At 53.1% G+C, this 15,011-nt stretch carries 15 protein-coding genes; 13 read left to right on the forward strand and 2 right to left on the reverse strand.

What is annotated here, in order from left to right; translation table 11 throughout:
* The first annotated feature begins 75 nt into the window (after positions 1–75).
* The 12 genes from D7Z26_RS17300 to D7Z26_RS17355 all read left to right on the forward strand — a co-directional run bounded on the left by D7Z26_RS17300 (position 76) and on the right by D7Z26_RS17355 (position 10,245).
* Entirely contained in the window at positions 76–960 is an 885-nt protein-coding gene (locus tag D7Z26_RS17300) for a carbohydrate ABC transporter permease (protein ID WP_120978242.1), read from the forward strand.
* Positions 960–1,793 carry a carbohydrate ABC transporter permease gene (locus D7Z26_RS17305; protein WP_120978243.1) on the forward strand — a complete coding sequence of 278 codons (834 nt, stop codon included), beginning with the start codon at positions 960–962 and terminating at the stop codon, positions 1,791–1,793. The genes D7Z26_RS17300 and D7Z26_RS17305 overlap by 1 nt, the downstream gene beginning before the upstream one ends.
* A gap of 72 nt (positions 1,794–1,865) precedes the next feature.
* Positions 1,866–4,283, forward strand: coding sequence for a hypothetical protein (locus D7Z26_RS17310; protein ID WP_147423871.1), 2,418 nt, complete (start codon positions 1,866–1,868; stop codon positions 4,281–4,283).
* Positions 4,284–4,438: 155 nt separating this feature from the next.
* The gene (locus tag D7Z26_RS17315; protein ID WP_120978245.1) at positions 4,439–5,020 is read left to right on the forward strand and encodes a TetR/AcrR family transcriptional regulator; all 582 of its coding nucleotides are present in this window, start codon (positions 4,439–4,441) and stop codon (positions 5,018–5,020) included.
* 16 nt (positions 5,021–5,036) lie between these two features.
* The gene (locus D7Z26_RS17320; protein ID WP_120978246.1) at positions 5,037–5,666 is read left to right on the forward strand and encodes a VC0807 family protein; all 630 of its coding nucleotides are present in this window, start codon (positions 5,037–5,039) and stop codon (positions 5,664–5,666) included.
* Positions 5,663–6,175 carry a GNAT family N-acetyltransferase gene (locus D7Z26_RS17325; RefSeq protein ID WP_120978247.1) on the forward strand — a complete coding sequence of 171 codons (513 nt, stop codon included), beginning with the start codon at positions 5,663–5,665 and terminating at the stop codon, positions 6,173–6,175. Before D7Z26_RS17320 ends, D7Z26_RS17325 begins: the two co-directional genes overlap by 4 nt.
* 44 nt (positions 6,176–6,219) lie before the next feature.
* On the forward strand, positions 6,220–6,864 hold the full coding sequence (locus D7Z26_RS17330; RefSeq protein ID WP_120978248.1) for a DUF2306 domain-containing protein: 645 nt from the start codon (positions 6,220–6,222) through the stop codon (positions 6,862–6,864).
* 107 nt (positions 6,865–6,971) lie between these two features.
* On the forward strand, positions 6,972–7,520 hold the full coding sequence (locus tag D7Z26_RS17335) for a helix-turn-helix domain-containing protein (RefSeq protein WP_158602364.1): 549 nt from the start codon (positions 6,972–6,974) through the stop codon (positions 7,518–7,520).
* 125 nt (positions 7,521–7,645) lie between these two features.
* Positions 7,646–8,353: a YhfC family glutamic-type intramembrane protease gene (locus D7Z26_RS17340; RefSeq protein WP_120978450.1), complete on the forward strand. Its 708-nt coding sequence runs from the start codon at positions 7,646–7,648 to the stop codon at positions 8,351–8,353.
* A gap of 19 nt (positions 8,354–8,372) precedes the next feature.
* Entirely contained in the window at positions 8,373–8,579 is a 207-nt protein-coding gene (locus D7Z26_RS17345; RefSeq protein WP_120978250.1) for a PLD nuclease N-terminal domain-containing protein, read from the forward strand.
* On the forward strand, positions 8,576–9,481 hold the full coding sequence (locus D7Z26_RS17350; protein ID WP_120978251.1) for an ABC transporter ATP-binding protein: 906 nt from the start codon (positions 8,576–8,578) through the stop codon (positions 9,479–9,481). Before D7Z26_RS17345 ends, D7Z26_RS17350 begins: the two co-directional genes overlap by 4 nt.
* A complete protein-coding gene (locus D7Z26_RS17355; RefSeq protein ID WP_120978252.1) occupies positions 9,478–10,245 on the forward strand; it encodes an ABC transporter permease in 768 nt (255 codons plus the stop codon). Before D7Z26_RS17350 ends, D7Z26_RS17355 begins: the two co-directional genes overlap by 4 nt.
* Before the next feature lie 63 nt (positions 10,246–10,308).
* Here the strand turns inward: D7Z26_RS17355 and D7Z26_RS17360 are convergent, their stop codons facing one another.
* A complete protein-coding gene (locus D7Z26_RS17360) occupies positions 10,309–11,277 on the reverse strand; it encodes a LacI family DNA-binding transcriptional regulator (RefSeq protein ID WP_120978253.1) in 969 nt (322 codons plus the stop codon).
* Between the two features lie 265 nt (positions 11,278–11,542).
* Here D7Z26_RS17360 and D7Z26_RS17365 point away from each other — a divergent pair, with 265 nt between their 5' ends.
* On the forward strand, positions 11,543–13,705 hold the full coding sequence (locus D7Z26_RS17365; RefSeq protein ID WP_120978254.1) for a glycoside hydrolase family 3 N-terminal domain-containing protein: 2,163 nt from the start codon (positions 11,543–11,545) through the stop codon (positions 13,703–13,705).
* A gap of 75 nt (positions 13,706–13,780) precedes the next feature.
* On the opposite strand, the gene D7Z26_RS17370 is transcribed toward D7Z26_RS17365, so the two are convergent.
* Complete coding sequence (locus tag D7Z26_RS17370; RefSeq protein WP_120978255.1) at positions 13,781–14,980, reverse strand: MFS transporter; 1,200 nt, start codon at positions 14,978–14,980, stop codon at positions 13,781–13,783.
* Positions 14,981–15,011: the final 31 nt, after the last annotated feature.

Consider the following 15,011-nt stretch of genomic DNA (forward strand, 5'->3'; position numbering starts at 1 on the left):
ATAGAAGGAGCGTCGGCCGGTGTTGCTTTCTGGGATACCGGCCGATTCCCGTTTAGGATTGGAGGAGAACGAGCCATGCTGAGATCGAAATGGAGTACGGAGCTGAAGTGGCTATCGTTCCTGCTGCCGGCACTCGTGTTTTACTTAGGTTTTTATCTGGTACCGACACTGGGCTCCGCCTATTATTCCTTAACCGATTGGGACGGAATTACGAGCAAGTTCATCGGCTTTGACAATTACAAGGAAATGTTCCACGATCGCATGATCGTGACATCCTTTCGGAATACGGTTATGTATACGGTGAGCATCACGGTTCTGCAGAACGTCGTCGGGCTTCTCGTCGCGATGCTCCTCGTCCGCAAATTCAGGGGCGTAAACGTGATGCGGACGATGCTGTTCATGCCTTATATTTTCTCTACTCTGCTTATCGGTTACGTATGGGGTTTTATCCTCGAGCCGAATATCGGCGTCGTTAACAACGTGCTGGATGCCATCGGCTTGGACGCTTGGAAGATGGGTTGGCTAAGCGACCCCGGCACGGCACGGTGGATGATCGTCCTCGTCACGATCTGGCAATGCATGGGTTACTCGATGGTCATCTATATCGCGGGATTGCAGGGCATTCCGAAGAATCTTTACGAGAGCGGCGATCTGGACGGAGCCATCGGCTGGCGCCGGTTCGTTCACATCACGTTCCCGCTCGTCGCTCCGGCCTTCACCATTAACATCGTACTGTGCCTTATCGGCAACCTGCAGCTATTCAACCAAATCTTCGCTCTGACGGGCGGCGGCCCGGGCTATTCGACGGAGTCGGTCGCCACGATGATCTATCAGCTCGGCTTCGGGAGCGGAATACGCTGGGGCTACGGCTCCGCTCTGTCCGTTACGTTGTTCGCCTGCATTCTGCTGCTTACTACGGTCATGGTGACGTTCCTGCGCAAGAGAGAGGTGGAGATGTAATGAACCGTTCTTTGTCTCCGTTCATGAAGCCGATCGGCAAGGGATTGATGTGGATCGTGACCTTGCTCTATATTTATCCGATCCTTCTCGTTCTCTTGTCCGCGGTCAAAAGCAAGAGCGAGCTGGCGATGCATCCGTTCGGCTGGCCGAAGAAATGGACCTTCGACGCGTTCTCGAAAGCGTTCGATACGATGCATTATCTCCGCTCGCTGCTCAATACGGTCGGCATCGCCGCGATCTCGGTCGCCGGAGTGGTATTGATGGCCGCCATGGCGGCTTACGTCATCTCCCGCAGGGATAATCGTTTCTACCGGGGGATGTACCTGGTGTTCCTCGCCGGGATGATCGTACCGTTTCAGATGGCCATGATTCCGCTGTACAAGGTGCTTCAGACGTTCCATCTGATCAATACGTATCAAGGAGTTATCTTCATTTATCTGGGCATGCTGGCTCCGTTCTCCGTGTTTATCTTGAGCGGGTTCGTCAAGGGCGTGCCCAAGGAACTGGAGGAGGCCGCATTCGTAGACGGCTCCGGCACTTACAAGACGTTCTTCCGCATCGTTCTGCCGCTGTTGAAGCCGGCGGTCACAACGGTAACGGTGCTGAACTTGTTCAACGTATGGAACGATTTCCTCATGCCGATGCTCTATCTGTCCGACAGCCATAAATCAACGATCACGGTGCAGCTGTCCGCTTTCCAGGGCATGTACAATAACGATTGGTCGCAAATTTTCGCCGGGGTGTGCTTGATCGTCGTTCCGATGCTCGTCATCTACTTGTTCGCTCAACGGTTTATCATTAGCGGCATCACCGCGGGCGCGGTGAAGGGGTAAACGTCGGAAAGAGTATATGAAAAAATTCGTATCGCTAAGGCAACTACTAGAGAACAAAGGTTGGGCTACGGAATGAGCAACGAATTGAAATTTCTAGGCTTCTGGGCGATCAACGATTCCTTGGATTCGAAGCGGCTGCGTTCGCAGCTCGACGGGCTGAAGGCCTCGGGATTGGAAGGCGTCATCTTCCATCCGCGTTTCTATCCGAATGACCCTGTTTACATGAGCCCTGCCTATCTGGATGTCGTATCCGACATTATTCTTTATTCGAAAAGCATCGGAATGGCGTTCTGGATCTACGACGAGGACGGATGGCCCTCCGGGACTGCGGGTGGCCAGGTGTTGGCACGGCGTCCGGACCTTCGTTGCGAGTGGATCTCTTATGAGCAAGGAGCGGGCGGCGAATACGGAATCGCCTGTGGCAGCAAGACCGCGGTGTCGTCTTTCGATAACGAGGCGACCGCCCTATTCATAGAGATTACGCACGAAGGTTATCGCCGGGGGCTGAAGCCGGAAGCGTTCGACTACGTGACCGGATTTTTCACCGACGAGGTGGCTTTTCTTGACGGGCACGGCATTACGGTTAATCATGGGGCGCTTCCGTGGGACTCCCGATTCCCTGCATTGTACGAGGAACGTTACGACGAGAAGCTGGAACCGCTGTTGCCGCTCTTGTTCGAAGATGGAGAGGGCAGCCGGCAAATCCGCGTCCGTTATTGGGAAATGGCGACGGATGCTCTTATTGAAGGGTTCTACAAGCCGGTTCAACATTGGTGCGCGGCGAACGGCAAGAAATTCACGGGCCACTTGAAGGGAGAGGAAAATCCGTTCTTCCAGCTCTCCTATAGCGGCTCCGCCTTCCAGGTGCTGAAGGGCATAGAGACGCCGGCGATCGACGCGCTGGAGCGATATCCGGGCAATAACTTCTATCCGCGGATTGTCCATTCGATCGCCATGCAGCAAGGCCGTGACGGAGTTCTCGTCGAAGCGATGGGAGGAAGCGGTTGGGGCGTGTCGCCGGAGTCCTTCACGGATTACGTGTTATGGCTCGCCGGTCATGGGGTCGAGACGTTCACGCTGCATTTGAACCAATTGCAGCTGAAGACGCAGGCCATTCACGATTGGCCGCCTTCGATGCCGAGCCATATTACGTGGCGGGACGGCTTCCCGGCTTTGTTGGCATCGCTCAAGGAGAAAGCCGCGGGGCTACCGGATTTGCGGAGCGAGCCGGACGTTCTTATCGTGACGCCGACCCGCGGCGTCATGGCGTCTTTCGTTCCGGTTGAAGCAATGGTTATCAACGAGCATGATGGATCGGGCGTGCCGGATAACGAGTCGGGACTGATCAGCAAGCGGTTCCTCTCGCTTGTGGAGCAATGCCGCGAAGCCGGGCTGCATTATGAGCTATCCGAGGAGCGGACCATCGAAGAGGACGGCATCGTCGCAAACGGTAAGTTACGAATCGGACGACGGGAATACGGTAGCGTCCTCCTTGCGGACGGCTGCATGTGGGAAGATAGAGGGTTAGTCTCCAAACTGCGCGACGCCGGCATTCGCGTATTGGGCGAAGGAGATTGGCGGCAGGCATTCAGGCTCGAAGCTTTCTCGGCTAGCGACGAGGTCGGAGCGATGGGAATCGCCGGAACCCACGTAGCTACCGAGACCGAATGGAACCTTCAAGCTCCGGAGAGCAATTTGTTGTTCGCGGAGTTCGACGCGGCCGCGGACGGAACGCTTAGCGTTGAATGGGAGTTGGAACAACCGATCGCGGGAGCGGATTGGTCGTTCATTCTTCACGATCCGGTGGATGAAGTGAGCGCGAACGGGAACGCTCTGCCTATCGCCGAGGAGAATGGGCTATACGTTGCGCGTATACCCGAACAGATCGTCTCGGGAAGCCAAAGCTTGCGCATCGAAGCGAGGCCGCTTAAGGACGGGGAACGGATTCCTGTTTCCTTCCTGCGGGGATCCTTCGGGGTGAAGAGCGTCTCCGCATACCACGAGAAGGACTCGCGCCAATTGCGCACGAAAGGGCCGTTCCATCTGTCGATGTCCGACCAAGCCGACCCCGCGGACTTGATCGCATCCGGATATCCGTTCGCCGATTTGCCCGCGGTCGTTACCCGGCAAATTCGGCTTGACCTTGAAGGCGCCGAAGATCGGACGCTAATATTGAGCGACGTCCATGCCGACGCGGCTCTCGTTCGTCTGGACGGCAGGGAACTCGGCTGGACTTGGGGGCCGGAATGGAGCGTGCAGCTTCCTTCTGACTTCGTCTCCGGAGAATACGAGCTCTCGGTGACTCTCTATCCGAGTACATTCAATAAATTCGGACCTCATCGGCATGTCGACGGCGACCGTTACTTGACGAGCCCTGCTCAATACGCGGGCACCAAGAATTTCGCGGATCGCCCGGATGCTCCGGAGCAGACGTTGGGGGACGAATGGCATTTCGTCAAATGGGGCATCGGCGGCGTGAAGCTCGTCTAGCTGGCTGGAATCTTCGTAAGGACACCCATTGCAGGTGTCCTTTTTCTTATTTTTGTAAATAATAGTTGACAGACCGACGGTCGGTATTTTATGATCAGTTCAGACAACAGACCGACGGTCGGTTTTGAAGACATTCAGAGAAAGTAGTGAACGCAATGGAACCCATTAACACAAGTTTTCAAGTTATTCTCGACGCGACGGAACAGTTAATCCGAGAGAAGGGCTGCAGGCAAACGACGTTGCAGGATATTATCGCGAAGACGGGATTATCCAAAGGAGCGATCTATCATTATGTAACGGGGAAAGACGAACTTCTCGGACTCGTGCTTAAATCGCGAATCGAACAGATCAACGCGAAGTTTCACGAGGTGGTAAACAGTCCGGCCTCCCAAGGGTTGGAGAATCCGCTGAAGCTCATTGCCGCAGGCATCGTGCAAACCTCGCATCCCGAGGATGTAACGAACAAGATCTTTATCTACTTGCTTAGCCAGATGGATAATCCCAAGGTGTCGGAGATTATGACTGGCGTGTACCAGTATACTTTGAGCACGTGTACGCAATGGATCGAGGTCGGGCAGAAATTCGGAGCGATTCCGGACACCGTTGAAAAAACGAAGGTAGCCGAAGGAATGCTGATGTTTATGTATGGTCTGCGCGTGCAAAACACGATTAGGCAAGAAGAGGGCAGCATGAACGCGCAGGATATGATGCAATTCATGTTTCGATCCCTACAATAGGAAAGGAAGTTTAGACATGTCCAAACGTAAATACGTCGTCTTCACTCTGCTGGTTAACGGAATTATCCCTTGGGCGCTCTATGTTTGGCTCTCGGATTACATGACGAGCCTTGCCGCCCTCTCCATCGCGACCTTGGTACCGCTGGTAGACAATCTGGCGTATCTGGCCAAGAATAGCAAGCTCGATGCTTTCGGCTCCTTAATGCTGTTTACCTTCGTGCTGACTCTAGTCCTTGTCGGGTTGGGCGGGAGCGAGAAGATTCTTCTCATCCGCGAATCGATGATTACGGGCTCCGTGGGCTTAGTATTTCTGGGGTCGTTGATTTTCCATCGGCCGCTTATGTTCCATCTTGCGAAGCGCTTCATCGGCAATCCCGATTTCGAAGGCAATTGGAAGTACGGATACTTTCGTTCCGTCATGAGACTGATGACCTTGATGTGGGGAATAATCCTGCTCGCCGAAGCGGCCGTTCGCGCCACTCTGGTATTCCGGCTTACGACGGCGCAATTCCTGGCTTTGTCCAATCTCGTGCTGTACGGGTTCATCGGCATAGCGATTGCTTGGACGGTGATCTACCGTAGGCATTCGGCTAAGCGGTTAAACGAGATCAAGCGGAACGCGGAGCCGGCGGGAATTCCGGCATGACCATTACGGAATTGCAAAGCAAGGACAAGAGCGGGGTTATGAGCTTATTCCGATCCGTGAAGACGAACTTACGGAGACAAGGGATCAAGCAATGGGATTGGCTATACCCGAACGGCTTGGTGATCGGTAGCGATCTGAGAAGCCGGAATTCGTTCGGCATCGTTAGGGATGGCCGAGTCGTCGCCGCGATCGTCCTCGACGCGAAGCAAAGCTCGAAATACGCGAAGTTAGATTGGGCGGATAAGCAAGGGAGGCCGGCTTGCATCCACAGGCTCGCCGTGCATCCCGACTATCAAGGCCAAGGGTTGGGCAAGCAACTGCTTCGGTTCGCCGAAAGCCTTGCAGGCCGAAGAGGGTACAGCAGCATACGTCTGGACGTCTATACGGAAAATCCCGGCGCGGTAGGCATGTACAGTCGAGCCGGCTATCGGCAGGTGGGAAAGATTGAGTTTCCCTTTCGGCAAGCGCCTTACTTATGTTTCGAGAAGCTCCTTCAGGCAGAGGGTTAAGCAACGATCGGCCCGATAAATAAACGTGACGAGGGGATACCCGCATGCGAATAACAAGGAACATCTTCATCTTCCTATTTGCTTTCTTGATCGTTGCTTACGCAGTCATTCAATACGGATTCTATGACCCGAAGCTGGCTGGGCTTGTTCAATATAAGCTCAAGAGTCCGGATTTTCACGTAACGCCTTGGGTGTACTTCTTATATGCCCACATTGTTACGGGATCCATGGCCTTGCTGATCGGCCCCTTTCAAATTTTCCGCAAGCAAAGCAATCCTAAGGCCAAAAGCAGACACAGACGCTGGGGAAAGATTTATGTCGCATGTATTTTCGTTAGCGGATTGATCAACATCTATCTGTCGATGTTCGCCAGCGGCGGATGGGTGGCTCGAACGGGTTTCTTTACGATGGATTTGGTGTGGATGTATGCAACGTACGCAGCCGTAGAGAGGATTATGAAGAAGGATATTCAAGGACATCGCGGTTGGATGCTTCGAAGTTATGCGATTACTTTCGCGGCGGTTACCTTAAGACTATACCAAGTCCCCTTGATGTTCGTGTGGGAATTCGAGTCTGCCTATAAGCTTTCGGCTTGGTTATGCTGGACGTTGAATCTTGTGGCGATCGAAATTGCGATACGGTACAAAGCAGCCAAACGACAAGCGGCGGAGGCAAGTCTGGCTTCATGATCGTATCATTTGACCCTTCATCAGGATATTCAGTATAATGTATACTGTTATCAATAATGAGAATGCTCATTAGAGGAGGGCTCCCTATTTCTATTAAGAAAGCGGAAATGATTCTCCATCCGATTCGAATGCGAATCATTCAAGCTCTGATCAACGGGTCAAGGATGACCTCGCAGCAAATACAAGAGCGTTTAGAGGATGTACCCCAAGCTACGATGTATCGGCATTTGAAAAAAATGGTCGATGCCGGCGTATTGGAGGTCGCGGAGGAAATACCCAACAGAGGAACGCTTGAGAAGGTATATAGGCTTCCGGAGAAGGGGGCGATCATTTCGGCCGAAGACTTAAAGCGAGCTTCGCCGGAAGATCATTTATCCTTTTTCATGAATTACGCGGCGCAAATTATCGGAGAATACGGGAATTACGTTAAGCAGCCGGATCTTGATCTCGTGCAAGACGGGGTTTCTTACAGGCAAATCTCCTTATATCTGTCCGACGAAGAAAATATACAACTGCTTACGGCTCTCTGGGAAATCCTCATGAAGGCGATTCAGAACCAACCCGATGAGAATCGGAGGAGGCGGTTAATTTCGATTATCGACTTCCCGCAGTCGGGGAAAAAGACGGCTCAACAACAACGGGAGGACCTGCATTGAACTACGACAGGCCTCTCTATTTCCAATACTTGACACGTGCCCGCAACAATATTATCATTATCAATAACGATAATGGTTGAGCCGTCAAGAAGGATTTGCGTTTGCAAGCAAAGGAGATCGTTATGATGAACACGACTGTCGAGCATCAGGGTCCAAGCTATGAAGCCTTTAATCAGGCAACGAGACGTTCGCTTCTTGTATTGCCATTATTCATTCTTGTCCCTTTTCTTTTTGGAGTTGGTTTTTGGGCTGCGGGTTATGTATTGGAATGGAGGGCGTTCGGGCTAGGAGCGCTTGGCTGGTTCATTGCTCTGGTCTTGCGGGCGCCGCTCAGCGCGATCGTTATGAAAATGCCCCAAGAGAAAGCAAAGAACATCATCGTCGCAAGTTCGGGGATACTGGAGGAAAGCGCACGGCTTGTTCTGTTGGCGGTTACGTCCGTCGTATCCTCCTGGGCGGTCTCGGTCGGTCAAGGCTGGGCGGCCGTTGAAGTTCTGTTCACGATAGTGAATATCGTCGTTATTGCTTCCTTAGTGAAACGGACGGATGAGAAGGCCGTGCAAGCCAAGCAATTTCTTGAATCGCAAAGCACCATTCATGCCAGTCCGCTGTGGGGTGTGCTTGAGCGTATTTGGGCCTCCGCTTTCCATATCGGGTGCACGTTGATTGTCGCTTTTCACCCATGGTCGGTTGTGCTATTGATTCCGCTTCATAGCTCGTTAAATTGGTTTGCGGTAAGATTGGCCGCTCGCTCCGTATGGAAATCCAGTTTGTTCGTCGCGGTAATTGGCGTTATTACTTTGTTGGTTGGTATTTTGTTTATCTCACTTTAATTCATTGGAGGAAATCGTCATGCAATTAGGAGATCTGGGTCTGCAGGTTATTTTGCCGGTCGCTATAATCGAGCTTATTTTGATGGTTATTGCGCTCGTGGATTTATCCAGAAGAGAAAAGGAAGAGACAAGAGGGCCGAAGCTCTTGTGGGTATTCATCATCATATTAGGTAATCTTCTGGGATCGGTCGTCTACTTTACGGTCGGAAGGAGAAGCGGATCGTGAACCTGCTTGAGGTAGGGGGATTAACTAAGCGGTTCGGAGCGAACGCTGCCGTCGACGGGTTATCATTCGCGATCTCTCAGGGCCGTTGCATGGCCTTGTTAGGTCCTAACGGCGCGGGCAAGACAACGACGTTAAAGATGCTCTCCGGGTTGCTGGAGCCTTCTTCCGGAACCATTCGGTTTATAGGTGAAGCGCGGGCGGATATTCGGGAGTCGATCGGCTACTTGCCGCAATACCCGTCCTTTTTTAATTGGATGAGCGGCAAAGAATTTCTTGAATTTACGGCTAAGCTTGCGCGCATACCGGCTAAGGAAGCGGCAAGCCGGGCGAAAGAGTTGTTGGAACGCGTAGGTCTGAAGGATGCCGCGAAACGCAAAATAAGCGGCTACTCCGGGGGGATGAAGCAGCGGCTCGGATTAGCTCAGGCCGTTATTCACCGCCCCAAGCTGCTTATTCTTGACGAGCCGGTATCCGCTCTTGATCCGCAAGGGCGACGGGAAGTCATGGAGCTTCTAAAAGAAATGAAGCGGGAAACGACGATTCTATTTTCCACTCATATTCTCCATGATGCGGAGGAAATAAGCGACGATGTCATGATTATGGACCGTGGGCATATTGTCGTGGAGGGAGACTTGCAACAATTAATGCGCGATCATGGGAAACCCCAGATTCGGATCAAAGTCGGCAATGCCGATCCCGCATGGGTTCAAGGCTTGCGCGATCGACCGTTCGTTCGGGAGTTCGAATTTGCGCTTGGTCTGATTACTCTGCAGGTAACGAATCTTCATGAGGCGAGGGAGTCTCTGTTCCGGGAGTTCGTCGACCAAGGACTCGAGATCGAAGGCTTCGAGATGGGACAGACCACGCTGGAGGATTTGTTTATGAAGGCGGTGCAAGCATGAGCACGTGGCTTCTGCTGTTTCGCAAGGAAATGCTGGAAAGTACCCGTAATTATAAGTGGATATGGATTCCGCTAGTGTTTCTCTTGCTGGGTATATCGAACCCGGTTACGACTTATTTCATGCCCCAAATCCTGGAGTCGAGCGGAGTTGCGGCCGACTTGGTTCCCGTTCCAACCTCGGTGGAAATCATGGCGAAGTCCTTGTCCCAATACGGCACGCTTGGTCTGCTTATACTTGCGCTGTCCTTCATGGGGATCGTCGCGGCGGAACGCCAGTCCGGATCGGCCATCATGGTGCTGGTAAAGCCGGTGTCGCATAGGAGTTACATTCTGGCGAAGTGGTCCGGAATGACCGTTCTTACACTGGCGGCCGTCGGACTTGGACAGCTCGGAACTTGGTATTATACGAATATCCTCTTCGAGAGCGTCCCGTTTCGGTTGGTGTGGACCAGCTTGCTGGTTTATGCTCTATGGTTGCTTTTCATCAATACGATTACGCTTTTTCTTAGCTGCTTAATGAAGTCCGTGGGGGGAATCGCTTTTATTTCCTTAGGCGTGGCGGCAGTGTTGGCTATTCTTACTCAGGTGCTGGATCATACGATGAAGTGGAGCCCAAGCAGATTGACGGGAGCGGCTTCGCAAATCCTGCTTAGCGGCCAAGGCGGAGGCGATATGTGGTTAGCGATCGCGCTAACCATCGCGTTCATTGCCGCCCTGTTAGCCGGATCCGTAACCGCTTCGAGGCGGATGTGGACGAAAAGCTAAACGACCGCCTCCGATAAAAGCACCCGGCCGGGTGCTTTTATTTTTGTCGGTTTACGGTCGCCTTCACAGCGGATTGACGGAAGCGCCTTTCACCAAGGAAACATAAATTCTCTCGTGATCGACGGGCTCGCCCGATAACATCTTCAGCAGCTGTTCAGAGGCTAACGCTCCCCATTTGCGCATGGAATAATCGATAGTTGCCAGCCTGGGCTGCACATACCGCGTAAGCTCAATATTATCGAATCCGACGAGGTGTATATGTTCGCCGATAACGAGGGAGGTATTCGTCGTAATGTAATTATACAACCCGATGGCCATCTCGTCGTTCAGGCAGAATACCGCCACCGGCCTCGCGTATTCCTCCGCGATCTGCTTGGCGGCCGCCTCGCCGCCCGGCTTGTCGAAATCGCCGGCAATCTCGCTATATTCCAAATGCTTATTACGCTCGACGATCGTCCTGACCGCATGAAGCCGTCGCATGGAATCGTAGGATCCAGGGGGCCCGGATACCGCATAGATTTTGTCGTGACCTTGCTCAAGCAAGTACTCCATGGCTAGAGCGGCGCCCGCTTTGTTATCCAGCAGCACTTGATTGATATTAGGGTGGTTCAGTTCCCGGTCGAGAACGACCAATTTGTGTCCTCGATCCGCATGTTTAAGCAGTTCTTCGTTAGAGAACGTTTCATCCAAAATAATCGCGCCGTCAATCATCCGCTCCGGCAGCATTCTGTGCGACTGCGTCCCGCTGCAGACGACGAGAGCATACCCCTTTTGTTTCAAATCCTCTTTAACGCCTTGCAATAAGTCCCCATAGAAATTTCCGCCGAAATCGGTCAGGAAGATTCCGACATTCCGAGTCTGTTGCCTCTTGAGCGATCTTGCCGCGGCATTGGGGACATAGTTTAGTTCATTCGCGATGGCCATAATTTTGGCGGTCGTCTTATCCGTCACTTTATCGCTTCCGTTCAAGGCATAAGACACTGTAGAAATCGAAACGCCTGCTTTTTTGGCGACATCTTTAATGCTGACCACAGTTCCCAGCTCCTTCGGTGATCCTATCCTTCTACATTAATGGATAGGATTCCGGGGGTCAATGCTTAAGCAAGTGAAACGTTTCGAATTGGGTGTGGCCCCTCTAGTTAATGACGTTCGATCCTAAATTGGAACGTTTCTATAGTGGATCAAATACCGGATTTCGAAATTGACTTTAGCGGAGAGGTCGATTTATAATTCAATTGAGTAATAATCGAAACGTTTCGATTTAGTATAAATAAAATAAAAGGTTGTGAGCTAGAGGATGAATAAGGATCCGTTCTTGCTTTCTGTTTTGGGACAAATGACGCTCGAAGAGAAAGTCGACCAGCTTCTTCAGCTCGCGGTCCCGTTCTTCGAGGGCGCGGATAGCGCAGGACAAATTACGGGCCCGATGGCGGCGATGGGCATCTCGGAGCAGACGGTCAGAAATGCCGGTTCTGTACTCGGGATTGCGGGGGCCGAAGAAGTTATTAATGTCCAGAAGGCGCATATGCAAACAAATCGTCTAGGCATTCCATTGCTGATGATGGCCGATATCGTGCATGGCTTCAAAACGATTTTTCCCGTGCCGCTGGGCATAGGTTGCTCGTGGGACATGGAACTGGCTGAACGGAGCGCAGAGATTGCCGCGAGGGAAGCCGCCGTATCCGGCGTTCATGTTACTTTCGCGCCGATGGCCGATCTGGTTCGCGACCCGCGTTGGGGGCGAGTCATGGAGTCGACGGGCGAGGATCCGTTCCTGAACGGAGAGTTTGCGCGAGCATTCGTCCGCGGTTTCCAGGGAACGGATCTCGAGCACGACGCGGAACGCGTCGCTGCGTGCGTGAAGCATTTCGCCGCTTATGGAGCCGGGGAGGGCGGACGCGATTATAACACCGTCGACTTGTCGGAACGGCAACTGCGCGAGTATTATTTGCCCGCGTACAAAGCGGCGCTGGACGAGGGCTGCGAAATGGTCATGACGTCCTTCAACACGGTGGACGGAATTCCGGCGACCGGCAATTCGACGCTGATGCGCAAGCTGTTGCGCGAAGAGTGGGGCTTTGACGGCGTGCTCATCTCCGACTGGGGTGCGGTCAAGGAATTGATCCCGCACGGCGTCGCCGCCGACGAAGCGGAAGCCGCTCATAAAGCCATTCATGCGGGTGTCGACATCGAGATGATGACCACCTGCTATACGAAGCATTTGTCCGAACTCGTAGCCAACAAGAAAGTTGACGAAGCGCTGATCGATGAAGCCGTTCTCCGAATTCTGGCGTTGAAGAAAAAGCTCGGGTTGTTCGAAAACCCGTATCGCGGCGCAGATCCGGAGCGCGAGAAGGAGATCGTGTTCAGCGAGGCCCATCGGCAAGCGGCGCGGGAATTGGCGATTAAGTCCTGCGTGTTGCTGAAGAACGAAGCGGTGCTTCCGCTCCAACCGAACCAGAAAATCGCCCTCATCGGCCCGTTCGCCCAAAGCGGCGACATTCTCGGTCCTTGGTCATGGACAGGCTCCCAAGAGGATGCCGTCAAATTGGATCAAGGAATGAGGGAGTATGCATCCCGGCTGGATGTAGCACGGGGCTGCGACATTGAAACGGCCACGGAAGCGCAATGGACGGAAGCTCTCGCGGCCGCTCGCGATGCGGACGTAATCGTAATGGCATTGGGCGAGCATTCCGATATGAGCGGAGAAGCGGGCAGCCGCGCGGATATCCGGCTTCCGGAAGCGCAATTGGAATTGATCCGGAAAGTTAAGACGTTAAACAAACCCGTCGTGGTCGTTCTCTTTAACGGGCGACCGCTCGATCTGCATGGGGTTGTCGAGCACGCGGATGCGGTGTTGGAAACATGGTTCCCGGGAAGCGAAGGCGGCGCGGCGATCGCGGATCTTCTATTCGGGAAGGCGAATCCATCCGGACGTCTAACGATGTCGTTCCCTTATAGCGTCGGACAAGTACCGGTTTACTATAACGCTTATAATACCGGTCGGCCGCAAGGTGCGCCCGATGCGCAAATCAAGTACGTATCCCAGTACTTGGACATTCCGAATGAGCCGCTGCTTCCATTCGGGTTCGGCTTGAGTTACACGACATTCGCATATCGCCATGCGGCCGTGTCTTCCGACGCGATGACGGTGACCGAACCGCTTAAGATTACGGTACAAGTAACCAATACGGGCAATGCGACCGGGGAAGAAACCGTACAGCTCTATGTGCGCGATTTGGCGGGAGATGTCGTTCGTCCGGTTAAGGAGCTCAAAGCTTTCCGGAAAGTAACGCTTCAACCCGGCGAGAGCCGGGAAGTGGAGTTCGTCCTCTCCGAAAGCCAGTTGCGTTATTATCACGCCAACTTGGCCCATGACAGCGATGCGGGAGATTTCGTCGCATTCGTCGGCTCCAACAGCAGAGACGTTGTCGAGCTTCCTTTCCGCTTGGTGAAATAAACTCTCTTTCCGATCGCGAACAGCCCCCGCTTCTTAACGAAGCGGGGGCTGTTCGCATTACGTTTATAATCGGGGTTACGCCGCCGAATTCTTGCGTTCTACGATATAGCAGAAGGCACCTAATAACAGAGCTAGTCCCACCAGAATCGAACCGACCCATGGGAGGGCTGAAAGGGTTAGGTGAGTAATGACCCATCCTCCAATGAAGGCGCCGGACGCATTGCCGAGATTACCGGCGGAATGGCTGGAAGTGGAAGCAAGCGCAGGCGCCTCCCGGGCCAGGTTCATTACTTTGACTTGCAACCCCGGGAAAACGGCGAAGGAAGCAGCTCCCCACAGGAAAATAGTCAAGACGGCAGCTGTCGGACTATGAATCGTAAAGGTGAAGAGGGCAAGAATGATACATATCGTAAGGTAAAGCCCCAGTATCGAGGGCATCAGCTTCCAGTCCGCGAGCTTCCCGCCTACGATATTGCCGATGGTTACTCCGCAACCGAAGAGGACTAGAATCCAAGTCACGCTGTGTTCGGCGAAACCGGTAACTTGCACAAGCAGAGGCGTAATGTAAGTAAATACGGCGAACAGCCCGGCGTTACCTAGCGCTCCGATCAGAAGGTACAACAGGAGCTTTGGCTTGGCAAGAGCGGCGATCTGTTGAACGATACTCGCAGGTTTGTCTTGCCGGATTCGCGGAATGAAGATGAATATGCCGATTAATGCCACGATTCCCATGATCGCGATCGCGCCGAACGAAGATCGCCAACCCATGTGTTGACCGATAAAAGTACCCAGAGGAACGCCGATAATATTCGCTATGGTTAAACCGGCCATCATAATGGATACTGCTCCGGCACGCTTGTCCGGCCGTACAAGATTGGAGGCGATGACGGCCCCGACTCCAAAGAATGTCCCATGAGTTAATGCGGTGATTAAGCGGGCGACCATCAAGATCGAATAGTTCGGGGCGACAACCGAGATCCCGTTACCGAGAACAAATAAAATCATGAGCAGGCATAGCAGTTTCTTTTGAGGGATTCGATGAGTGAGGACCGTCAGTACGGGCGCCCCGATCGCCACCCCAAGGGCGTACATGGTTATGAGCTGTCCCGCGGACGAGATACTGACGTTTAGATCCAAGGCGACATTAGGGAGAAGACCCATGATAACGAACTCGGTCATTCCGATCGCAAAGGCGCCGACTGTTAAGGAAAGAAGGGAGATGGGAAAACGTTCTTTGGCTGCGGGGGTCCTTGCCATACTTTGAGAAAATGCCATGATGTGAATGTCAACCTCTCTGATGTCCGAT

The sequence above is a fragment of the Cohnella endophytica genome, from assembly GCF_003628305.1.
Taxonomy (GTDB): domain Bacteria; phylum Bacillota; class Bacilli; order Paenibacillales; family Paenibacillaceae; genus Cohnella; species Cohnella endophytica.

What these genes read in the sequence shown, in the direction of transcription:
- D7Z26_RS17300 (WP_120978242.1), top strand. Translation starts at nt 76, where the DNA reads ATGCTGAGATCGAAATGGAGTACGGAGCTGAAGTGGCTATCGTTCCTG.
- D7Z26_RS17305 (WP_120978243.1), top strand. Translation starts at nt 960, where the DNA reads ATGAACCGTTCTTTGTCTCCGTTCATGAAGCCGATCGGCAAGGGATTG.
- D7Z26_RS17310 (WP_147423871.1), top strand. Translation starts at nt 1,866, where the DNA reads ATGAGCAACGAATTGAAATTTCTAGGCTTCTGGGCGATCAACGATTCC.
- D7Z26_RS17315 (WP_120978245.1), top strand. Translation starts at nt 4,439, where the DNA reads ATGGAACCCATTAACACAAGTTTTCAAGTTATTCTCGACGCGACGGAA.
- D7Z26_RS17320 (WP_120978246.1), top strand. Translation starts at nt 5,037, where the DNA reads ATGTCCAAACGTAAATACGTCGTCTTCACTCTGCTGGTTAACGGAATT.
- D7Z26_RS17325 (WP_120978247.1), top strand. Translation starts at nt 5,663, where the DNA reads ATGACCATTACGGAATTGCAAAGCAAGGACAAGAGCGGGGTTATGAGC.
- D7Z26_RS17330 (WP_120978248.1), top strand. Translation starts at nt 6,220, where the DNA reads ATGCGAATAACAAGGAACATCTTCATCTTCCTATTTGCTTTCTTGATC.
- D7Z26_RS17335 (WP_158602364.1), top strand. Translation starts at nt 6,972, where the DNA reads ATGATTCTCCATCCGATTCGAATGCGAATCATTCAAGCTCTGATCAAC.
- D7Z26_RS17340 (WP_120978450.1), top strand. Translation starts at nt 7,646, where the DNA reads ATGAACACGACTGTCGAGCATCAGGGTCCAAGCTATGAAGCCTTTAAT.
- D7Z26_RS17345 (WP_120978250.1), top strand. Translation starts at nt 8,373, where the DNA reads ATGCAATTAGGAGATCTGGGTCTGCAGGTTATTTTGCCGGTCGCTATA.
- D7Z26_RS17355 (WP_120978252.1), top strand. Translation starts at nt 9,478, where the DNA reads ATGAGCACGTGGCTTCTGCTGTTTCGCAAGGAAATGCTGGAAAGTACC.
- D7Z26_RS17365 (WP_120978254.1), top strand. Translation starts at nt 11,543, where the DNA reads ATGAATAAGGATCCGTTCTTGCTTTCTGTTTTGGGACAAATGACGCTC.
- D7Z26_RS17370 (WP_120978255.1), bottom strand. Translation starts at nt 14,980, where the DNA reads ATGGCATTTTCTCAAAGTATGGCAAGGACCCCCGCAGCCAAAGAACGT.